We start from the raw sequence: 19,979 nt of genomic DNA, 5'->3' as shown, positions 1-19,979 counted from the left end.
TCTATCTGGATTCAGCGGCGGATACGGGCCTGAAGGAAGGACAGCACATCGGCAACCGGCAGCGCTTGCGCTTCGGCCTCGGTGCGGCTCTTGTATTCCAGGTTGCCTTCGGCGAGACCGCGGTCGCTGACCACGATCCGGTGTGGAATGCCGATCAGCTCCATGTCCGCGAACTTGATGCCCGGGCTGGTTTTCTTGTCGCGATCGTCCAGCAGCACTTCGAAACCGGCCGCAGTCAGTTCTGCGTACAGCTTGTCAGTGGCTTCGCGCACCTGCTCGGTTTCATAACGCAGCGGTACCAGGGCGATCTGGAACGGCGCCAGGGTGTCGCTCCAGATGATGCCTTTGTCGTCGTTGTTCTGCTCGATGGCAGCAGCCACCACGCGGGATACGCCGATACCGTAGCAACCCATTTCCAGGGTCACCGGTTTGCCGTTCTCGCCCAGCACTTCGCACTTCATCGCCTTGCTGTACTTGTTGCCCAGCTGGAAGATGTGCCCGACTTCGATGCCGCGCTTGATTTCCAGGGTGCCTTTGCCGTCCGGGCTTGGGTCACCGGCCACGACGTTACGCAGGTCGGCAACGGTTGGAACCGGCAGATCGCGTTCCCAGTTCACGCCGAAGTAGTGCTTGTCGTCGATGTTCGCGCCGATACCGAAGTCGCTCATCAGTTCGACCGAGCGGTCGATGATGATTGGCAGTGGCAGGTTCAGCGGGCCGAGCGAACCGGCGCCGGCGCCAATGGCGTCACGCAGTTCGGCATCGGAAGCCATGACCAGCGGGCTGGCAACGCCCGGCTGCTGGGCGGCCTTGATTTCGTTGAGCTCGTGGTCGCCACGGATGACCAGGGCAATCAGCTTGCCTGGCTCTTCGGCGTGGACGATCAGGGTCTTGATGGTCTTTTCAATCGGCAGATTGAATTTTTCCACCAGGGCGGCAATGGTCTTGGTATCTGGGGTGTCGACCAGGCGCAGCTCTTCGGTCGGTGCTGGACGCGAGGTTTCGCGTGGCACAGCCTCGGCCTTCTCGATGTTCGCGGCGTAGTCGGAGCCGTTGCTGAAGACGATATCGTCTTCGCCGGACTCGGCCAGTACGTGGAATTCGTGGGAACCAGCGCCACCGATCGAACCGTTGTCGGCTTCAACCGGACGGAATTTCAGACCCAGACGGGTGAACACGTTGCAGTACGCCTGATGCATGCGGTCATAGGTGATCTGCAGCGAAGCCTGATCGGCGTGGAACGAGTAGGCGTCCTTCATGATGAATTCGCGGCCGCGCATCAAACCGAAGCGTGGGCGGATTTCGTCACGGAATTTGGTCTGGATCTGGTACAGGTTGATCGGCAGCTGCTTGTAGCTGCTCAACTCGTTGCGCATCAGATCGGTGATCACTTCTTCGTGGGTCGGGCCCGCGCAGAAGTCGCGACCGTGGCGGTCTTTGATGCGCAGCAGCTCAGGGCCGTATTCTTCCCAGCGCCCCGATTCCTGCCACAACTCGGCCGGTTGGGTGCTCGGCATCAACACTTCAAGAGAACCGGCAGCGTTCATTTCTTCGCGAACGATGGCTTCAACCTTGCGCATTACCCGCAAGCCCATCGGCAGCCAGGTGTACAGGCCCGAAGCGAGTTTGCGGATCATGCCGGCGCGCAGCATCAGCTGATGGCTGACGACGACCGCATCGGAAGGCGTTTCTTTCTGTGTGGCGAGCAAAAATTGACTGGTGCGCATGGTTGGCCGTTGTCGGTTGCTATGACTGGAAATGACGGAGCAGTGTACCGGCGAGATTTGCCGACGTACAGGATTGCGCTCGGCGGTGAGGCTCAACGGCGGGAATCCTCCCGCCGTATCTGAATTGTCCTACGACTCTTCGACCACGCTGGTCGGCACAGGCTCGGGCGTTGGTGTCGGGCCTTCGCGGCGGTTTTCCTGAAACCAGTGCAGGGCGATCAGCACCAGGGTCGGCACGCCGAGCAGCGCCGTGATCATGAAGAAGTTGTGGTAGCCGAACTTCTCGACCATTACCCCGGAATAACCGCCGATCAGGCGCGGCAGCAACAGCATGATCGAGCTGAGCAGGGCGTACTGGGTGGCCGAGAACTTCAGGTTGGTCAGACTCGACAGGTAGGCGACGAAGGCTGAGGTCGCCATCCCCGAACTGAAGTTGTCGAGGGAGATGGTCACCACCAGCATCTGCAGGTTCGGGCCCATGTCAGCCAGCATCACGAACAGCAGGTTGGTTGCCGCCGAAGCTGCGCCGCCAATGAACAGGATCGGCAGGATGCCGAAGCGCACGATCAGCAGACCGCCCATCCCGGCGCCGAGGAGGGTCATGATCAGGCCGAAGATCTTGCTGACGCTGGCGATCTGATCCTTGGTGAAGCCCTGGTCGATATAGAACACGTTGGCCATCACGCCCATCACCGTGTCGGACATCCGGTAAGTGGCGATCAGCCCGAGCAACAGCAATGCCTGCCAGCGGTAGCGCAGGATGAAGTCGTTGACCGGGGTCAGCACCGGCGCCAGGCCGCGACGGCCCATGGTCGACAGGCACAGGCCGGTGAGCAGGGTGTAGAGGATGGCGCGCAGAAAGGCGCGATCTTCGAGCAACAGGTCGAGCGGGCTCATATTGCCGAACAGCACGCCGGCGAAATCGGTGTTGTAGAGCTGGGTGAACATCGCCGGAACCGACACCAGCAACACGATCAGCACGAATACCGAGGCCAGTTGATGCCCGAAACTGTAGCGGCCGGCCTGCAACTGCGTGCGCAGTGGCACTGGCGGTTCGCGCATCAGCAGCGAGGTCAGCAGGGCAGGGATCATCAATACCCCGAACAGGGCGTAGGTGCCGGTCCAGGCCGAGTGTTGATAGTTGAAACCGGTGGAGCCGAAGCCTTCGGCAAAGAACAGCGCGCCCGCCGTGGCGAGCAGGGCGGCGACGCGATAGCCGGACATGTAACTGGCAGCCAGCGCGGCCTGGCGGCTGTCGTCGGCGATTTCCAGGCGATAGGCGTCGACCGCGATGTCTTGGGTGGCGGAGGCGAAGGCGACGATGACGGCAATGGCGATCAGCCAGGACAGGTGTTTCTGCGGATCACAGAAGCCCATGCCGATCAGGCCCAGAATCACCAGGGTCTGCGAGAGCACCAGCCACGAACGGCGGCGGCCAAGCTTGCCCAATAAAGGCAGGCGCCATTGGTCGAGCAGCGGTGACCACACCCATTTGAAGGCGTAGGCCAGGCCGATCAGGCTGGCGTAGCCGATGGTTTCACGGGCAACACCGGCTTCACGCAGCCAAACGGAAAGCGTCGAAAACACCAGCATGTACGGCAGGCCGGCAGCAAAACCGAGCAACAACAGCACGAGCGTCGAAGGACTGGCATAGGCGGCGAGCGCGGCGCGCCAGGTTTTACGGGGCATGGGCTGAAGTCTGCCTCAAGATTGCGAAAACAAAGCGCGCACTCTAACCGCTGTGCTCTATCGGACGCCAGCCATGGCGCTGAATATCCACACGATTGTTCAGGACGGTGACGCCCTCAGAACGCAATCGTGCCCGTTGTTCGTCCCCCGAGGGGCTGCCCGGCGGCAGGCTGATCCGACCGCCGGCGCCCAATACCCGGTGCCACGGCAGCCTGGTATCGGCGGGTAGCTGGCTCAGGGTCCGGCCGACCCAGCGGGCGGCGCGCCCCAACCCCGCGAGTTCTGCCAACTGACCATAGCTGACCACTTTGCCCTCAGGTACTTGGGCAAGTGTCGAATAGAGCGCCGTGCGTCGGATTTGCGCCGGACTTTCGTCGGGATGGGGTGGCTCTTTCACCTGCGCCGTTCCTGAACAAGAGGTGGTGGATGGGGTCAAGGGTAATCCGTCGGCGCGCAGATGAGAAATGAACTCAATGGAAATCGCCCGGTCAGTCCTTGTCAGGGTCTTATTCCTACGGATAATGCCGACCTTTTTTCGCAAACTTGAGCCCTCGATCCGCTTATGCTGTCCAGAACCTTGCTGTGCCTTGCTGTCTTCAGTGCCTCCACGCCGCTGCTTGCCGATACCGTCTGGTTAAAGAACGGTGACAAGTTGAGCGGTAAGATTTCCTTGTTCGACGGCGGCAAATTGCTGATCCAGACCCAGTATGCGGGGGCGGTCAGCATCGACTGGAAAGAGGTCAAGACCCTGCAAAGCGATCAGGAGCTGCTGGTCAAGCAGGATGCCTACAGCGGTGAGAAAGCCAAGTCGCTGACCGCCGCCGATGACGGCAAGGTCACCTTGGCCAACGGTGAGGCGCCGAAAACCGTGGAGCTGGCGAGTATCCAGCAGATTCTCAAGCCGAAACCGGTGGTCGAGGATCTGGTGTGGAAGGGTAATGTTGGTCTGGCTCTGGATTATCAGCGTGCGGAAAAGGATACCGACGACTACGACATTGACTTCAAGACCACCGCGCGTCATGGCCGCTGGCGGCACACTGCCGAGGGCGAATACAACCGCGAAGTGCAGGACGAGCAGGTCACCACCAATAACTGGCGCGCCGAATACGCACTCGACCGCTTCCTCACCGACAAGTGGTTCTGGCAGGGTCGCCTGAACTACAAGCGTGACTATATTGAGGAACTGTCGCGTCAGCGCGTCGTTGGTACGGGTCCGGGCTACCAGTTCTGGGACGACGAGCTGGGCGCGTTCTCGCTCGGTTCGTTGCTCAACCGCACCGATTACGAATACAGCGATGGCGGCAAGGACAACTTCTATTCGGTCGCCATGAAGTGGGATTACAACCGCTACCTGATCGGCAAAAAAGTCGAGTTCTTCACCAATGGCGAACTGGGCAAGCCACTCTCTGACGTAGCCAACTACGCGCTGGATGCCGAGATGGGTCTGCGCTACAAGGTCACCGACTGGGCGTCGCTCAACCTCAAGGCTGAACGCGACATCATCAGCGGCACCAAGGACGCGGATTTGAACAAGACCCGCTACACCGCAGGGTTTGGCGTGGCCTGGTAAAGCACAAGCAAAAGATCGCAGCCTGTGGCAGCGCCTACAAGGGGATGGTGTTCATCCTGTAGAAGCTGCCGCAGGCTGCGATCTTTTTTTGCGCGTGGAAAAACACACGCCCACAAAAAAGCCCCGCTTTGAGGGCGGGGCTCTTTTCTAAAGAAGCTACAAGTTAGATAACTTGTACTTCTTCAGCTTGCATGCCTTTCTGACCGCGGGTAGCGATGAAAGAAACCTGTTGGCCTTCTTTCAGGCTTTTGAAGCCGTCGGATTGGATAGCTTTGAAGTGAACGAACAGGTCGTCACCGGATTGTGGAGTGATGAAGCCGAAGCCTTTTTCATCGTTGAACCACTTAACGGTACCGGTTTGGCGATTAGACATGGTGTAACTCCTTGAACAAAGATAACTGCGACTCAGGAAGAACCCTGGCCGAGACTGAGTGCAAAGAGCAGGAAAAATTCTTGTAGATGGTTGGATCGAAATTCAACATATCGTGTAGAGATTCTCAGTGACACAAGCAACACAGTGGCGCCACCTTAACCCTTTTTCCGGAACGTGCCAATGTTTCTTGCGAAGGTTTCTCTGTTTTAGGGATCGGCGGTGTGACAGTTCGTCGCCAGAACCCGTATTTCCAGCGTGTTCGGCGAGAATTTCAGTGTGGACTTTGAACACGGCGGCGCGCCCGGTAAGATGCCGGACAGATTTTTTCCACCTCGCTATTCAGGACACCCGCCATGAGCATCAAATCGGACAAGTGGATTCGCCGCATGGCGCAGGAACACGGCATGATCGAGCCTTTCGTCGAGCGCCAGGTGCGCGGCAGCGACGACAGCCGTGTGATTTCCTACGGTGTGTCGAGCTACGGCTACGATGTGCGCTGCACCAACCATTTCAAGGTGTTCACCAACATCAATTCGGCGATCGTCGATCCGAAGAACTTCGACGCCGGCAGCTTCGTCGACATTCACAGCGACGTCTGCATCATTCCGCCGAACTCCTTCGCCCTGGCCAGCACCGTCGAATACTTCCGCATTCCGCGCAACGTATTGACCATCTGCCTGGGTAAAAGCACCTACGCGCGCTGCGGCATCATCGTCAACGTCACTCCGCTCGAGCCTGAGTGGGAAGGTCACGTGACGCTGGAATTCTCCAACACCACCAACCTGCCGGCGAAAATCTACGCCAACGAAGGCGTGGCGCAGATGCTGTTCCTCGAATCCGACGAGCAGTGCGAAGTTTCGTACAAGGATCGCGGCGGTAAATATCAGGGCCAGCGTGGCGTGACTCTGCCGCGTACCTGATCCATCCGGCAGTTCGCGGGAATTCTTTGGCGGGCAGACACTCTATGGGGTGTACTGCCCGTTCTTGCTTCTGGCAAAGCGGGCCTTCGCCGAGGAGGGTTCCATGAAGATCGATCCGCATATCACCGCCGAACTGGCAAGGCTTGAGCCCAATCAGGTTGGCGTACTGGCCTGGTCTCTGCTGGCACACCCGCTGAACATGGCCGGCGGGATTCCCGGCCAGCCTGATCCCGACACCCCCAACGAACAACCGACCGAACCGGGCGAGCCAACGCTGCCGGACGAGCCGCCACCCGCGCCAGTGGCCTGAGTCACTGCCCCATGAATGGCCAGTCAGCTGAGGTTTGCCCAAGACCTCAGCTGACTGGCCATATTTCGTCATCACCGACGACAAAAATCCTGCAGGCGTCATCCTTCTCCACCGGAAAGCCGCCGGTAAACGCGCCAAACGCCGGCAGCAGACTCAAACGTTCGCCCAGCCGGAAACACGCCAGCCGTAAACGCTGCCGCCCCTTGCCATTGAGCCGATAGACCGGATGCACGTGCCCGGCCAGCACATGGCGTTCGGGATGCGGGTCGGGTTCGTGCTGCAAGGCAAACGGCCCGAGCAGCAGCGGCTCCGGCACTACCCGGATGTTCAACGATTGGGGCGGATCGCCGGCGCGTTTGTCGTGATTGCCACGAATCAGCGTCATCGGCAGATCGGCGTGACGTGCACGCCATTCGGCCAAGGCATTCAGGGTGCCCGCTGCATGCGAACCGGGGCCGTGCAGAAAGTCACCGAGGAAAATCAGCTGCCGGCAGGGCAGTCTCGCCAGCAAGCGGTCGAGCACGTCGATGTTGGCCGCCGTGGTGCCCTGCGGCACTGGCTGGCCGAGGGTGCGGTAGGCCGCAGCCTTGCCGAAATGCACATCGGCGATCAGCAGCGCTTGCTGCGCCGGCCAGTACAGGGCCTTTTCCGGCAGCAACCAGAGTTCTTCACCGGCCAGGCGCACGGGATAAGCTGCGCTCATGAGGTTTTACCCTTGTCCGCGGATTTTTCCAGATCGCCGACCATGCGCCGGATACGGTCGGCGAGTTTTTCCGAACTCATGCTTTCGCGCATGCGCTCGACCAGTAATGGAAAGCCCAGCGGTGTAGGACTTTTAATCAGGTGCATGTCCAGTTTCATCCGGTTGATCCGCTCCAGTGTCTGTTCCAGACGACGAATATCCAGTTCTTCGCGTAGGACTTCTTCCCCGGCCTGAGCAAGCAGCAGGTTGTCGGCGTCGTATTGCTTGAACACTTCAAAGAACAACCCGCTGGAGGCCTGCACCTGACGGGTGCTTTTCGGCGCGCCGGGATAACCGGCGAACACCAGCCCGGCGATCCGCGCGATTTCACGGAAGCGCCGCAACGCCAGCTCCCCGGCATTGAGGCTGGCCAGCACGTCGCGCAGCAGATGATCGGGGCTGAGTAGCGCCGCATCGAGTTGCCCGAACCAATCGACCGGCGTGGCGCTGAGCAATTCCAGCCCGTAATCATTCACTGCAATCGAAAACGTCAGCGGCTGGCGCTGACTCACGCGCCACGCCAACAGGCTGGCGAGCCCCAGATGCACCTGGCGCCCGGCAAACGGGTAGAGGAAAAGGTGCCAGCCCTCGCGGGATTTCAGCACTTCGGCCAACAGGCTGTCGGAGGTAGGCAGGCCCGACCAGCGCGCCTGGGTTTGCAGCAATGGTTGCAGCGCCTGCATTTCCGGGCCGGCGAACTCCCCGCGCGCTGCCGCCGTAAAGCGCCTGACCACGGCGGCGGCCAGTTCGTTGGAAAGCGGCATCCGTCCGCCATTCCAGCGCGGCACGGCGGCTTTTTTCGCGGTGCTGCGTTTGACGTACGCGGTCATGTTTTCCACGCGCACCAATTCCAGCAAACGCCCGGCGAACAGAAAGCCGTCACCCGGTTTCAGGCGCGCGATAAAGCCTTCCTCGACACTGCCCAACTGCTTGCCGCCACCGCCCTTGCTCCAGAATTTCAGATGGATGCTCGCGTCGCTGACGATGGTGCCGATGCTCATGCGATGACGGCGCGCCAACCGCGCATCGGGGACACGCCAGACGCCGTGTTCGTCCGGTTCGACCCGGCGGTAATCCGGATAGGCTGTCAGAGAAAGCCCGCCGTGACGTACGAAAGCCAGCGCCCAGGCCCAATCCGCCAGCGTCAGGTCACGATAGGCCCAGGCACCACGGACTTCTTCGTACAGCTCTTCGGGAATAAAACCACCGCCGAGGGCCATGCTGACCAGATGCTGCACCAGCACATCCAGCGGTTTATGCGGCGACAGACGCGGTTCGATGTGTCGTTGCTCCACCGCGTCGCCTGCGGCGGCGGCTTCGATCAGTTCCAGGCTGTGGGTCGGCACCAGCGTCACTCGCGAGGTGCGCCCCGGCGCATGACCGGAGCGCCCGGCGCGTTGCATCAGTCGCGCCACGCCTTTGGCCGAGCCGATCTGCAGCACCCGTTCCACCGGTAAAAAGTCCACGCCCAGATCCAGGCTCGAGGTGCAGACCACGGCTTTCAACTTTCCGTCCTTCAACGCTTGCTCGACCCAGTCGCGGGTCTCGCGGGACAGTGAGCTGTGGTGCAGCGCGATCAACCCGGCCCAGTCCGGTCGCGCGTCGAGCAGTGCCTGATACCAGATTTCCGACTGCGCGCGGGTGTTGGTGAACACCAGGCTGCTAGCGCAGGCGTCGAGTTCGGCAACAACCTGCGGCAGCATCTTCAGACCGATGTGCCCGGCCCAGGGAAAACGCTCGATGGCGGGTGGGATCAAGGTGTCGACCTTGAGTGATTTTTCGCTCTGGCCTTGCACGCTGATGCCACCGCCCTGTGGGATCAGCACCTGTTCGGCGTGGGCTTGATTACCGAGGGTGGCGGACACGCCCCAGACGATCAGCTCGGGTTGCCAATGGCGCAGGCGGGCGAGGGCCAGTTGCAGCTGTACGCCGCGTTTGTTGCCGAGCAGCTCGTGCCATTCATCGACGACGATCATCCGCAGGCTCGACAAGACAGTTTTGGCGTCGGCACGGGCGAGCAGCAGGGTCAGGCTTTCCGGGGTGGTGATCAGCGTGGTCGGCAGGCGCCGGCCCTGACGTGCGCGTTCGGCGCTGCTGGTGTCGCCGGTGCGCAGGCCGATGCTCCACGGGATCTGCAGATCGCTGACCGGCGCTTGCAACGCGCGGGCGGTGTCGGCAGCGAGGGCGCGCATCGGCGTGATCCACAGCACGGTCAGTGGTTCGCTCTGGGGTTTGCGTTTGCTGGTGGTGGCTGCGGGCGCGGCCAAACGGGCGAAGCGGTTGAGCGCAGCGAACCACACCGCATAGGTTTTACCGGCGCCGGTACTGGCGTGGAGCAGGCCTGACTGACCTTTTTTAACGGCGGCCCAGACGTTTTTCTGAAAGGCGAACGGCTTCCAGCCGCGTGCGCTGAACCAGAGTTTTGCGAAGTCGGTGGAGGTCGGCATACCGGCGGCTTGCGCTCTGAAGGTGTTCCTTCAGTGACCGCGCCGTTGAGGGACAAGTTTAATTTTGTGCGAGCACATACCTCTGTGGGAGCGGGCTTGCTCGCGAAAGCGGTGTGCCAGTTAGAACAGTTTTGACTGACACACCGCTTTCGCGAGCAAGCCCGCTCCCACAGGGGAATTGTGGATGGCGTTACTTGAGGTTACCGCTGAGGAACTGCTTCAGCCGTTCACTCTTCGGATTGCCCAACACGTCTTCCGGCGCACCTTCTTCTTCCACCAGCCCTTGATGCAGAAACAGCACCTGACTCGATACCTTGCGTGCAAAGCTCATTTCGTGGGTGACCATGATCATCGTCCGGCCTTCTTCAGCCAGACCCTGAATGACCCGCAACACCTCACCCACCAGCTCCGGGTCGAGCGCCGAGGTCGGTTCGTCGAACAGCATCACTTCCGGTTCCATCGCCAGCGCCCGGGCAATCGCCACCCGCTGTTGCTGGCCGCCGGAGAGAAACGCCGGGTATTGATCGGCGACCCGTGCGGGCAGGCCGACCTTGTCCAGGTAACGGCGAGCGCGGTCTTCGGCTTCCTGCTTGCTGCAACCCAGCACCCGGCGCGGGGCCATGGTGATGTTTTCCAGCACGGTCATGTGGCTCCACAGGTTGAAATGCTGGAACACCATCGCCAGGCGCGTGCGCAGGCGTTGCAACTCGTTCGGGTCGGCGACGTGCATGCCGTGGCGGTCGGTGACCATGCGGATCGCCTGGCCATCGAGGCTCATGGCGCCATCGTTGGGTTGTTCGAGGAAGTTGATGCAGCGCAAAAAGGTGCTTTTGCCCGAGCCGCTGGCGCCGATCAGGCTGATCACGTCGCCGGTTTTGGCCTTGAGCGAAACGCCTTTGAGTACCTGATGGTCGCCGTAGCTTTTGTGCAGACCTTCAACAGTCAATTTGTACATGGGACAGACATCCTCAAGGCGAAAGTAGGTAGCCGCTGCGATAGGCTTCGGCGCCCGCCACGTGGGCGATGACCATTCCGGCAGTGGCCATGCGCCGCAGCGAGCGGGCGTACATCACGCCGGCAGCGGTACAGCAAATAGAGGTCACCCGATCAGTGATCGGGTCGATGATTTCGGCAAGCTGTTGCCCGGCGTCGAGGTATTGCCCGGCCTGTGCGGTGTACACCAGCAGGCCGCCAACGGGCGTCACCACCGGTTCGACACCCGCCAGTGGCGTGGCGGCGAAGGGCAGCGGCGGCAACGCTGCCGGTTCGCCGACAATCGCGCCGAATTGCACCAGGTAGTCGAGCAATGCCTGGCAGTCGCGGCTGGCCATCGGGTGATTGACGTCACCCTGGCCGCGCAATTCGACGGTCACCGAAAAGCTGCCCAGCGGAATCGCGAAGTGCTCGCCAAAGCGTTCCTGCAGTTGCCACCACAGCAGGGTGAAGCATTCGTCGAACGACTGGCCGCCGGAATCGGTGGCCAGCAGACTGGCCTGGGCTTCGATGTAACGCGCCAGCGGCTCGACCTGCGGCCACGCCTCGGGCGTGGTGTAGAGGTGAACCACCGATTCGAAATCGCAGTGCAGGTCCAGCACCATGTCGGCATCGCAGGCCAGCCGTTGCAGGGTCAGGCGCTGGGATTGCAGTTGCGTGGCGGCGGTCTGGCGGGCGAGGGCGTTGCGCAGGCTGGTGCGGATCAGATCAAGGTTGCGCTGCGGGTCGTCGCCCAGCTTGCCCTCGATGTCGTTGCCGATTTCTTCGCTGAGGTCGACGAACCAGCGATTGAAGTTTTGCCCGCTCTCCAGTTCGTAGCGGCCCAGCGGCACGTCCATCAGCACTTGTTCAAGGCCGACCGGATTGGCTACCGGCACCAGCACGATCTGGCTGCGCAGGCGCCCGGCGGCTTCCAGCTCCGCCAAGCGCTGCTTGAGATGCCAGGCGACGAGCATGCCGGGCATTTCATCGGCATGCAGCGAGGACTGGATGTAGATCTTGCCTTGGGCCTGCTCCGGGCCGAAGTGGAAGCTGTGGATCTGTCGTGCGGTCCCCGGCACCGGGGCCAACAGGTCATGGATCTGGTGTCGCATTACAGGTTTTCCTAGTGGGTCGGCCCGAGGAACGCCAGCCATCGGCGTTCGGCGAGGCGGAACAGGCCGACCAGCGCAAAGGTAATGGTCAGGTAGATCAGCGCGGCGATGCCGAACGACTGGAAGGTCAGGTAGGTCGCCGAGTTGGCGTCCCGCGCAACTTTCAGGATGTCTGGGATGGTCGCGGTGAAGGCCACGGTGGTCGAGTGCAGCATCAGGATCACTTCGTTGCTGTAATACGGCAACGAGCGACGCAGCGCCGACGGCATGATCACGTAGGCGTACAGCTTCCAGCCGGTCAGTCCGTAGGCCTTGGCCGCTTCGACTTCGCCATGGTTCATGCTGCGGATCGCTCCGGCGAAAATCTCCGTGGTGTAGGCGCAGGTGTTCAGGGCGAACGCGAGAATCGTGCAGTTCATCGCATCGCGAAAGAAACTGTCGAGCAACGGCTGCGCGCGCACGGCGGCCAGGCTGTAGATCCCGGTGTAGCAGATCAGCAACTGGATGTAGAGCGGCGTGCCCCGGAACAGGTAGGTGTAGAACTGCACCGGCCAGCGCACATAGAAGTGCGAGGACACCCGGGCAATCGACAAAGGGATCGACACCAGAAAGCCAATGAAGATCGAGGCGCTGAGCAGCCACATGGTCATCGCCAGACCGGTGATGTTATTGCCGTCGGTATAAAGGAAGGGTTTCCAGTATTCCTGCAGGAGTTCGATCATCGTACGGCCTCCCGGGCACCGGCGGCGTAGCGACGCTCGAGCCAGCGCAGGATGACGTTCGAAGCACTGGTGATCAGCAGATAGATCAAGGCGGCGAGTACCAGGAAGTAGAACAGTTGATAGGTGCTTTTACCGGCGTCCTGCGCGGCTTTGACCAGATCCGCCAAACCGATGATCGACACCAGCGCGGTGGCCTTGAGCATCACCATCCAGTTGTTGCCGATGCCCGGCAAAGCGAAGCGCATCATTTGCGGGAACACCACGAAGCGAAAGCGCTGGCCACGCTTGAGGCCGTAGGCGGTGGCCGCTTCGACCTGACCGCGTGGTACGGCGAGGATCGCCCCACGGAAGGTTTCGGTGAAATACGCGCCATAGATGAAGCCCAGGGTGATCACCCCGGCGGTGAAGGAGTCGATTTCGATGTAGTCCCACTCCATGACGTCGGTCAGGGCCGTCAGCCAGGTTTGCAGGCTGTAGAAGATCAACAGCATCAGCACCAGATCCGGCACCCCGCGAATCAGCGTGGTGTAGAGCTGGGCAGGCAGGCGCAGCAGTTTCGATTTCGACAGTTTGGCACTGGCGCCCAAGAGGCCGAGCAACACGGCCACCAGCAGCGACAACGCCGACAATTTGATGGTCATCCAGGTGCCTTCCAACAGCAACGGGCCGAAACCCTTGAGGCTGAAGGCGGAGAGCCCCAGATTTTGTAAGAGGTTTTCGAACATAAATCAGCAACCTGAGCGGATGGAAAAGGCGCCCATCGAGTGATGGGCGCCAGGGCATTATTTACCGCTGTACAGATTCAGATCGCCAAAGTGTTTCTTTTGAATCTCGGCGTATTTGCCGTCATCGTGTAACGCTTTGATACCTTTATCTAAAAGCGCCTTCAGCTCTTTGTTACCTTTCTTAATACCGACAGCGGTTTTGGCTGGCAGCAATTCGCTGTCGACCGGCTTGCTGACTTCAAAGTTGGCGCCATCCGGCGACTTCAAAAAGCCCAGTTCGGCTTGCAGCATGTCCTGGATCGAGGCGTCGAGACGGCCGTTTTTCAGGTCGGCGTAGACCTGATCCTGGTTGGCGTAAGCCTGGATTTTCACCCCGGCCTTCTCCAGTACTGCCTTGGCATAGGCTTCCTGGATGGTGCCTTGCTCGTAACCGACCGACTTGCCCTTGAGGGAAGCGACGTCATCGCTCAGGCCGGAACCCTTCTTGAACACGTAGGAAGTCGGGCCGGAGAACAGCTCGCTGGAGAAATCGATCGCCTTTTCACGGGCCGGGGTCACGGTCATCGACGAGATCACACCGTCGAATTTGTTGGCGTTGAGGCCCGGAATCATGCCGTCGAAGTCGCTTTCAACCCATTTGCACTTGACCTTCAGCTCGGCGCAGATCGCGTTGCCCAGGTCGATGTCGAAGCCCACCAGGCTGCCGTCGGCCGCTTTCGACTCGAACGGTGCGTAGGAAGGATCAACGCCAAAACGCAGCTCTTTGTATTCCTTGGCCAGCGCGGAGCCGGCAGCCATGCACAACGCCAGTGCAGAAAGGGTCAGCAATGCTTTTTTCATTATTCAATCCCTAAGAACCAATATGAGCGCTTGTGGCGCAGAATTATTGTTACTGCAACGCGTACGACCTATAGAAAGTAGCAATTTCCGAACCAGAGTCCCGAACAAGTGTTTTAAAAGGTTGGGGGAGGGAGGAGGGAGAAGGATTGGTGCACAAGAATGGGCGGCCGTTGAAGGCTGCACCAACTTGGGTCGATGCACGCATTTTTCTGTGGTTGAGAGGACCAGGGGTGAGGTGATTTGTGGTGAGGGGATTTATCCCCGATGGGCTGCGAAGCGGCCCCCAGTGTTCTTTCAGCAAACCTCGCGTACGGATTTGCGGCTGCTGCGCAGCCGATCGGGGATAAATCCCCTCACCACAAAATTCCCTCACCACAGGGAATTCATTCAGGACGATTGGAGGTTTGTCCCGGAAAACCGGGTCAGGCCAGCAAATCCTGCAGCGTCGCCAGGCTGTCGGCCTCATCCACCGTCTTGTCCTGCCGCCAGCGCAGCATTCGCGGAAAGCGCACGGCGATCCCGCTCTTGTGCCGTCGCGACAGGGCGATGCCTTCGAAACCCAGTTCGAACACCAGACTCGGCTTGACGCTGCTGACCGGGCCGAATTTTTCCACGGTGGTCTTGCGCACGATGCTGTCGACCTGGCGCATTTCCTCGTCGGTCAGCCCCGAATAGGCCTTGGCGAACGGCACCAGCGCCCGTTGGCTGGATTCTGGCGGGCCGTCCCACACGGCGAAGGTGTAATCGCTGTACAGACTGGCGCGCCGGCCATGTCCGCGCTGGGCGTAGATCAACACCGCATCGACGCTGAACGGGTCAACCTTCCACTTCCACCACACGCCCATGTCCTTGGTCCGGCCCACGCCATACAGGGCGTCGCGGGCCTTGAGCATCATGCCCTCGACCCCCAGTCGGCGTGAGGCTTCACGCTGACGGGCGAGGTCGAACCAGTCGCTGCCGGTCAGAATCGGCGAGGGCAGTAACACCGGGTTGTTACCGTGGGCGATGACTTGTTCCAGTTGCGCCCGCCGTTCGGCCTGCGGACGGTTGCGCCAGTCCTCGCCCCGCCATTCCAGCAAGTCGTAGGCGAGCACCACCACCGGCACTTCTTCGAGGATTTTTTTGTCGAGGGTTTTGCGCCCGATGCGTTGCTGCAGCAGGGCGAACGGTTGCACCGCCGGCGGTGCGCTCGATTGCGGATCGAAGGCGTCTTCGGTGCTCGGATGAGTGCTTTTCCAGACCACGATTTCCCCGTCGATCACCGTGCCGTCGGGTAACGCGTGAACCAGTGTGTCGAACTCGGGAAAGCGCTCGGTCACCAGTTCTTCACCCCGCGACCAGACCCACAGCCGACCCTCGCGTTTGACCACCTGCGCGCGGATGCCATCCCACTTCCATTCCACCTGCCAGTGGCTTGCCGGCCCCAGCAGCCCTTCAAATTCCTCGACCGGTTGCGACAAGGCATGCGCGAGGAAGAACGGGTAGGGCTGGCCGCCACGCTGGGCGTGTTCGTCGGCGGACTCCGGCGCGATCAGTTTCAGGTAGCTGGCCGCGTTCGGCCGGTTCGACAGGTCGGTGTAACCCACCAGTCGTTGCGCCACGCGTTTGCTGTCGAGCCCTGCCATCGACGCCAGAGCGCGAGTGACCAGCAATTTCGACACGCCGACGCGGAAGCTGCCGGTGATCAACTTTATGCACAGCATCAGGCTCGGCCGATCCAGTTGCGCCCACAGCGCGGGCAGTTGGCGGGCGAGGTATTCCGGGGTTTCACCGCGCAGCGGCAGCAGCTTGTCTTCGATCCATTCGGCGAGGCCCGCCGCGGAGCTGTGCGAATTCTCCGGTAGCACCAGGGAAATGGTTTCCGCCAGATCGCCGACGGACTGATAACTTTCCTCGAACAGCCACGGTTGCAGCCCCGAGACCTCTACCGCCAGTTCGCGCAGGATGCGCACCGGCACCAATTGCCGTGGGCGCCCGCCGGACAGAAAGTACACCGCCCACGCCGCGTCCTGCGGTGCAGCTTGGGCGAAGTAACTTTGCATCGCCGCCAGTTTGGCGTTGCTGGACGTGGTGGCGTCGAGTTCGGCGTACAACTCGGCGAAGGCTTTCATGCTTGCACCTCGGCGATGGCAGGTTCGGCGTCGATGTTTTCCTCTTCGTCGTCGCCGTACTCGGTGTTGAAACCCTGCGCGTCCAAGCCTTGTTCACGCAGATGGCGCACCAGCACGCCGATCGAACCGTGGGTCACCATCACGCGCTCGGCGCCGGTCTGTTCGATGGCCCAGAGCAAACCCGGCCAGTCGGCGTGGTCCGACAGCACAAAGCCGCGATCCACGCCACGACGCCGCCGAGTACCGCGCAGGCGCATCCAGCCGCTGGCGAAGGCATCACTGAAATCACCGAAACGGCGCATCCAGGTGCTGCCACCGGCCGAGGGCGGGGCGATCACCAGCGCCTGACGCATGATCGGGTCGGACTTTTTGATGTCGCCGGCGTAGATCGTCGGTGGCAGGTACACGCCGGCCTCGCGGTAGACCCGGTTCAGCGGCTCGACCGCGCCGTGGCTGAGGATCGGGCCGAGGCTGGCGTCGATGCCGTGCAGAATCCGCTGGGCTTTGCCGAACGAATAACAGAACAACACGCTGGCCTTGCCGGTGGCGATGTTCGCCTGCCACCACTGATTGATCTCGCTGAACACCTGCGCCTGCGGCTGCCAGCGGTAGATCGGCAGGCCGAACGTCGATTCGGTGATGAAGGTGTGGCAGCGCACCGGTTCGAACGGCGCGCAGGTGCCATCGGGTTCGATTTTGTAATCCCCCGACGCGACCCAGACTTCACCGCCGTATTCAAGACGCACCTGAGCCGAACCGAGCACATGCCCGGCGGGATGGAAACTCAAGGTCACCCCGTGGTGGGTCAGCCGCTGGCCGTAGGCGAGGGTTTGCAGGTTGATGTCCTGACCCAGACGCGCACGCAAAATCCCTTCGCTGGCGCTGCTGGCAAGGTAGTGCTGATTGCCGTTACGGGCGTGATCGCCGTGGGCATGGGTGATCACCGAGCGCTCGACCGGGCGCCACGGGTCAATGTAGAAGTCCCCGGCCGGGCAATACAAACCTTCGGGGCGGGCGATAACAAGGTCCATGTCGTTACCAGAATGGAGGGCTTGTTAGCTAAGAGGTTGGCGCGAGTCCGGAAGTTCTATCGATTATTTCCAGGTCGGCACAAAGCCCCTGTAGGAGTGAGCCTGCTCGCGATCACGGTGTGTCAGACGCTTCAATTTTGAAGGTCAGACCGCGATCGCGAGCAGGCTCACTCCTACAAAGGGATTGTGTTTATTTTCCCGGAGTGAGGGTCAAGCGCGTCTTGCCATACACCCGGTCAAAGTTCTGCGGCTGCATCGGCAAGCCGATGTACTGGCCCTTGAGCCACGCATCGATGCCATTGAGGTAGTTCGGGCTCGCCGGGTTGCCGGACTGGCCGGTGCCGTTCTGGCCCATCAGCGGCTCGCTCTGGCTGAAGTCGACTATGAAGCGCATCGACGGCGCCCGCGTGGTGTTGAAGTCCTTGCCCCAGGCAAACGCCGCGGTATTGAGCGTGGTGTGATCGCCGCCGGCTGCCAGCGGCCCGCGAACGGTCTGGCCGCTGGCGTTTTTCCACGTGTAGCCATGCAATCTGCCCCACTGCCAGGCCTTGTGATCGCCACCCAACTGGCTGTCGCCAGCGTTGATCGCGGCCGCCAGACTGCGCGCCAGAATCTGTGCCTTGTCTTCTTTTTGCGGTGTGCGGATGTCATCCCAGAACGGGCTGTCTTCACGCCCCAGCAGGTGATCGGCCTGCGCCGAATAGGACAAGTCGCCATTGGCGATAAAGGCTTTCCACGCCGGGCTGGACTCGGGGCCAAGTTCGTCGAGGAAGATCTGCTTCATGCTTTCTTGCAGAAACAACTCGTAGATCGCCGCATCCGCCGACGTCGGGCTGAGCTTGCCGTCGAACGCCATCAATCGGGTCAAGGCCTCGCGAGCCTTGCTGCGATCGGCTTCCGGCAGGGCGTCAATCGCCTGTTTCAGCGGCTGTTTCATACCCGGCGCTTCGAACATTTTTTTCAGCTTGGCGGCAAACGTCGTGGTCTGGTCGTACTGCATGGCGATCACGCTGCGACCGTCCTGTTTGCCACTGCCGGCCAGTTCCGCCAGACGTTCGCCGCGCTCCGGCGCCGCCCAGGAGTTGGACAGTTGCATGCCGTAGCCATGGGGAATGACGCGCTGGTTGGCGGTGCCGAGCCAGCCCTGGGTCGGGTCCTGATCGTACGGGTGCAGCATCGGGTCGGCGTAACCGTCCCAGTCGTAGCGACCTTCCCAGCCCGGCGATGGCAGCAGGCCTTCGCCTTCACGACGGTTGGGGAAACGCCCGGTGACTTGCCAGCCGATGTTGCTGGCGTCGGCGAATACCATGTTCAGGGCGGTGGCGCGGATCTCGCGACTGGCGTCCGAGGCGCGTTCAACGTTCTGTGCGCGGGTCAGGTCAAAAAACGCGTCCAGCGATTTGTCGTCGGTGAAGCTCGGTGTTTGCAGGGCCAGGCCAAAACCGTTGCCTTGTGCTGCCTGGGCACTGTTGAGCAGCGCGCCGTGGCGGGTTTCGTACACCGCTTCGCGAATCGGCCGCTGGCCTTTGACGAAATAGGTTTCGTTGCGCACGCCCAGCGGTTGCCACTTGCCGTTGACCTCATAGGTCAGGCTGTTGCCCTGACGGCGGATCTTTTCCAGGAACAGGTCCTGGTTGTCGCCGAGCACGCTGGTGGCGCTCCACGCGACTTTGCCGTTGAAACCGCCGAGGATCATCGGCAGACCGGCGACGGTGACACCGGCAGCCTGATATTTCGGCGCGCGGATCTGCACGAAGCTCCACAGCGACGGTGCCGCCAGTGGGCCATGGCTGTCGCTGGCCAGAATGCTCTTGCCGCTGCGGCTGCGTTGCGGAGCGATCGCCCAGTTGTTCGACGTGCTGGCGCCCAGCAGATTCATCGCTGCCAATTGCTGGCTGGCGTTGCTCAGTTCGGTGAGACCGGGGATCTGCCCGTTGAGCTTGAGGCCTTGCAGCTTGTCGGCCTCGGCCAGTGGCAGATTTTCATCGGGTGCGGACGGGGTCAGCCAGGCGAGTTTGTCGCTGGTCACGGTTTGCGCCAGCACCAGGGATGAGATCTCTTCCGGCAGGTTGGCCGACTGGCTGAAGTTCAGCAGCGCGAAGATCAGCGCCGAATCTTCTGGTTTCCAGTATTCCGGCTTGTAGCCACTGGAGGCGAGGTCGCCCGGCAACTTGTCGGCGTAGCGGAACAGGTAGGCGTTGACGCCCCGCGCATAGACTTCAAAGAAGCGCTGGAGCCGTGGCGACGAAGCCTTGTAAAGCTCGGCGGCGCTTTTCTTCAGGTTGACCGCACGCATGTAGCGGTCGGCATCAAGCATCGATGGCCCGGACATTTCCGCCAGACGTCCCTGAGCCAGCAGGCGCAGGGTGACCATCTGGTTGATGCGGTCGCTGGCATGAACATAGCCGAGACTGAACAGTGCGTCGTGGAAACTGTTGCTCTCGATCAACGGCATGCCTTGGGCATTGCGTCGCACCGAAACGTTTTGCGCCAGGCCCTTGAGCGGTTGCACGCCGGAGGTGGGCGGGAGGGTGTCCTGAGCGTTCCAGGTCTGGCAACCGGACAGGCTCAAGACACCGGTCACTGCTGCGGCAACGCCGAACCGGGGAAGAAAATGTGTAAGGGCTGGCGAGGCCATGGCAAAGCTCCTGCGGGGGTGTAGAGGCTGGGGGCGCAATAAAGCCG

17 protein-coding genes are annotated in these 19,979 nt (G+C 61.3%); 3 read left to right on the top strand and 14 right to left on the bottom strand.

Annotation, left to right across the window (positions count from 1 at the left end):
* Positions 1 to 11 precede the first annotated feature (11 nt).
* The 3 genes from JFU48_RS01050 to JFU48_RS01040 all read right to left on the bottom strand — a co-directional run bounded on the left by JFU48_RS01050 (position 12) and on the right by JFU48_RS01040 (position 3,813).
* Positions 12 to 1,727 carry a proline--tRNA ligase gene (locus JFU48_RS01050; RefSeq protein ID WP_201135640.1) on the bottom strand — a complete coding sequence of 572 codons (1,716 nt, stop codon included), beginning with the start codon at positions 1,725 to 1,727 and terminating at the stop codon, positions 12 to 14.
* 129 nt (positions 1,728 to 1,856) lie between these two features.
* Positions 1,857 to 3,416: an AmpG family muropeptide MFS transporter gene (locus JFU48_RS01045; RefSeq protein ID WP_003222302.1), complete on the bottom strand. Its 1,560-nt coding sequence runs from the start codon at positions 3,414 to 3,416 to the stop codon at positions 1,857 to 1,859.
* A gap of 43 nt (positions 3,417 to 3,459) precedes the next feature.
* On the bottom strand, positions 3,460 to 3,813 hold the full coding sequence (locus JFU48_RS01040; RefSeq protein ID WP_003222304.1) for an MGMT family protein: 354 nt from the start codon (positions 3,811 to 3,813) through the stop codon (positions 3,460 to 3,462).
* A gap of 165 nt (positions 3,814 to 3,978) precedes the next feature.
* Between JFU48_RS01040 and JFU48_RS01035 the strand changes: the two genes are divergently transcribed.
* Complete coding sequence (locus JFU48_RS01035) at positions 3,979 to 4,986, top strand: DUF481 domain-containing protein (RefSeq protein WP_003222306.1); 1,008 nt, start codon at positions 3,979 to 3,981, stop codon at positions 4,984 to 4,986.
* A gap of 163 nt (positions 4,987 to 5,149) precedes the next feature.
* Here the strand turns inward: JFU48_RS01035 and JFU48_RS01030 are convergent, their stop codons facing one another.
* On the bottom strand, positions 5,150 to 5,359 hold the full coding sequence (locus JFU48_RS01030) for a cold-shock protein (protein WP_002554837.1): 210 nt from the start codon (positions 5,357 to 5,359) through the stop codon (positions 5,150 to 5,152).
* Positions 5,360 to 5,712: 353 nt separating this feature from the next.
* On the opposite strand from JFU48_RS01030, the gene dcd reads away from it, so the two are divergent.
* Positions 5,713 to 6,279: a dCTP deaminase gene (gene dcd / locus JFU48_RS01025; protein WP_003222308.1), complete on the top strand. Its 567-nt coding sequence runs from the start codon at positions 5,713 to 5,715 to the stop codon at positions 6,277 to 6,279.
* A gap of 103 nt (positions 6,280 to 6,382) precedes the next feature.
* Positions 6,383 to 6,589 (top strand): hypothetical protein, encoded by a 207-nt coding sequence (locus JFU48_RS01020; protein WP_003222309.1) that lies wholly within the window; start codon positions 6,383 to 6,385, stop codon positions 6,587 to 6,589.
* A gap of 46 nt (positions 6,590 to 6,635) precedes the next feature.
* Here JFU48_RS01020 and pdeM read toward each other — a convergent pair whose 3' ends face one another.
* The 10 genes from pdeM to JFU48_RS00970 all read right to left on the bottom strand — a co-directional run bounded on the left by pdeM (position 6,636) and on the right by JFU48_RS00970 (position 19,932).
* Complete coding sequence (gene pdeM, locus JFU48_RS01015; protein ID WP_201135639.1) at positions 6,636 to 7,292, bottom strand: ligase-associated DNA damage response endonuclease PdeM; 657 nt, start codon at positions 7,290 to 7,292, stop codon at positions 6,636 to 6,638.
* Positions 7,289 to 9,778, bottom strand: a complete 2,490-nt coding sequence (locus JFU48_RS01010; protein ID WP_201135638.1) for a ligase-associated DNA damage response DEXH box helicase — start codon at positions 9,776 to 9,778, stop codon at positions 7,289 to 7,291. Before JFU48_RS01010 ends, pdeM begins: the two co-directional genes overlap by 4 nt.
* A 190-nt stretch (positions 9,779 to 9,968) precedes the next feature.
* Positions 9,969 to 10,733, bottom strand: a complete 765-nt coding sequence (locus tag JFU48_RS01005; RefSeq protein WP_003222314.1) for an ABC transporter ATP-binding protein — start codon at positions 10,731 to 10,733, stop codon at positions 9,969 to 9,971.
* Positions 10,734 to 10,746: 13 nt separating this feature from the next.
* A complete protein-coding gene (locus tag JFU48_RS01000) occupies positions 10,747 to 11,865 on the bottom strand; it encodes a succinylglutamate desuccinylase/aspartoacylase family protein (RefSeq protein ID WP_201135637.1) in 1,119 nt (372 codons plus the stop codon).
* Between the two features lie 11 nt (positions 11,866 to 11,876).
* On the bottom strand, positions 11,877 to 12,587 hold the full coding sequence (locus JFU48_RS00995) for an ABC transporter permease (protein ID WP_003222318.1): 711 nt from the start codon (positions 12,585 to 12,587) through the stop codon (positions 11,877 to 11,879).
* Complete coding sequence (locus JFU48_RS00990; protein WP_003222319.1) at positions 12,584 to 13,312, bottom strand: ABC transporter permease; 729 nt, start codon at positions 13,310 to 13,312, stop codon at positions 12,584 to 12,586. Before JFU48_RS00990 ends, JFU48_RS00995 begins: the two co-directional genes overlap by 4 nt.
* Before the next feature lie 57 nt (positions 13,313 to 13,369).
* Positions 13,370 to 14,152, bottom strand: coding sequence for a transporter substrate-binding domain-containing protein (locus JFU48_RS00985; RefSeq protein ID WP_201135636.1), 783 nt, complete (start codon positions 14,150 to 14,152; stop codon positions 13,370 to 13,372).
* A gap of 422 nt (positions 14,153 to 14,574) precedes the next feature.
* A complete protein-coding gene (locus tag JFU48_RS00980) occupies positions 14,575 to 16,263 on the bottom strand; it encodes an ATP-dependent DNA ligase (protein WP_201135635.1) in 1,689 nt (562 codons plus the stop codon).
* Positions 16,260 to 17,294: a ligase-associated DNA damage response exonuclease gene (locus JFU48_RS00975; protein ID WP_201135634.1), complete on the bottom strand. Its 1,035-nt coding sequence runs from the start codon at positions 17,292 to 17,294 to the stop codon at positions 16,260 to 16,262. The genes JFU48_RS00980 and JFU48_RS00975 overlap by 4 nt, the downstream gene beginning before the upstream one ends.
* A gap of 190 nt (positions 17,295 to 17,484) precedes the next feature.
* On the bottom strand, positions 17,485 to 19,932 hold the full coding sequence (locus JFU48_RS00970; protein WP_201135633.1) for a penicillin acylase family protein: 2,448 nt from the start codon (positions 19,930 to 19,932) through the stop codon (positions 17,485 to 17,487).
* Positions 19,933 to 19,979: the final 47 nt, after the last annotated feature.

The sequence above is a fragment of the Pseudomonas sp. TH49 genome (assembly GCF_016650625.1).
Lineage (GTDB): Bacteria > Pseudomonadota > Gammaproteobacteria > Pseudomonadales > Pseudomonadaceae > Aquipseudomonas > Aquipseudomonas fluorescens_H.
The sequence above is the reverse complement of the archived record's forward strand: the minus strand, read 5'-3'. Positions and strand labels throughout refer to the sequence as shown.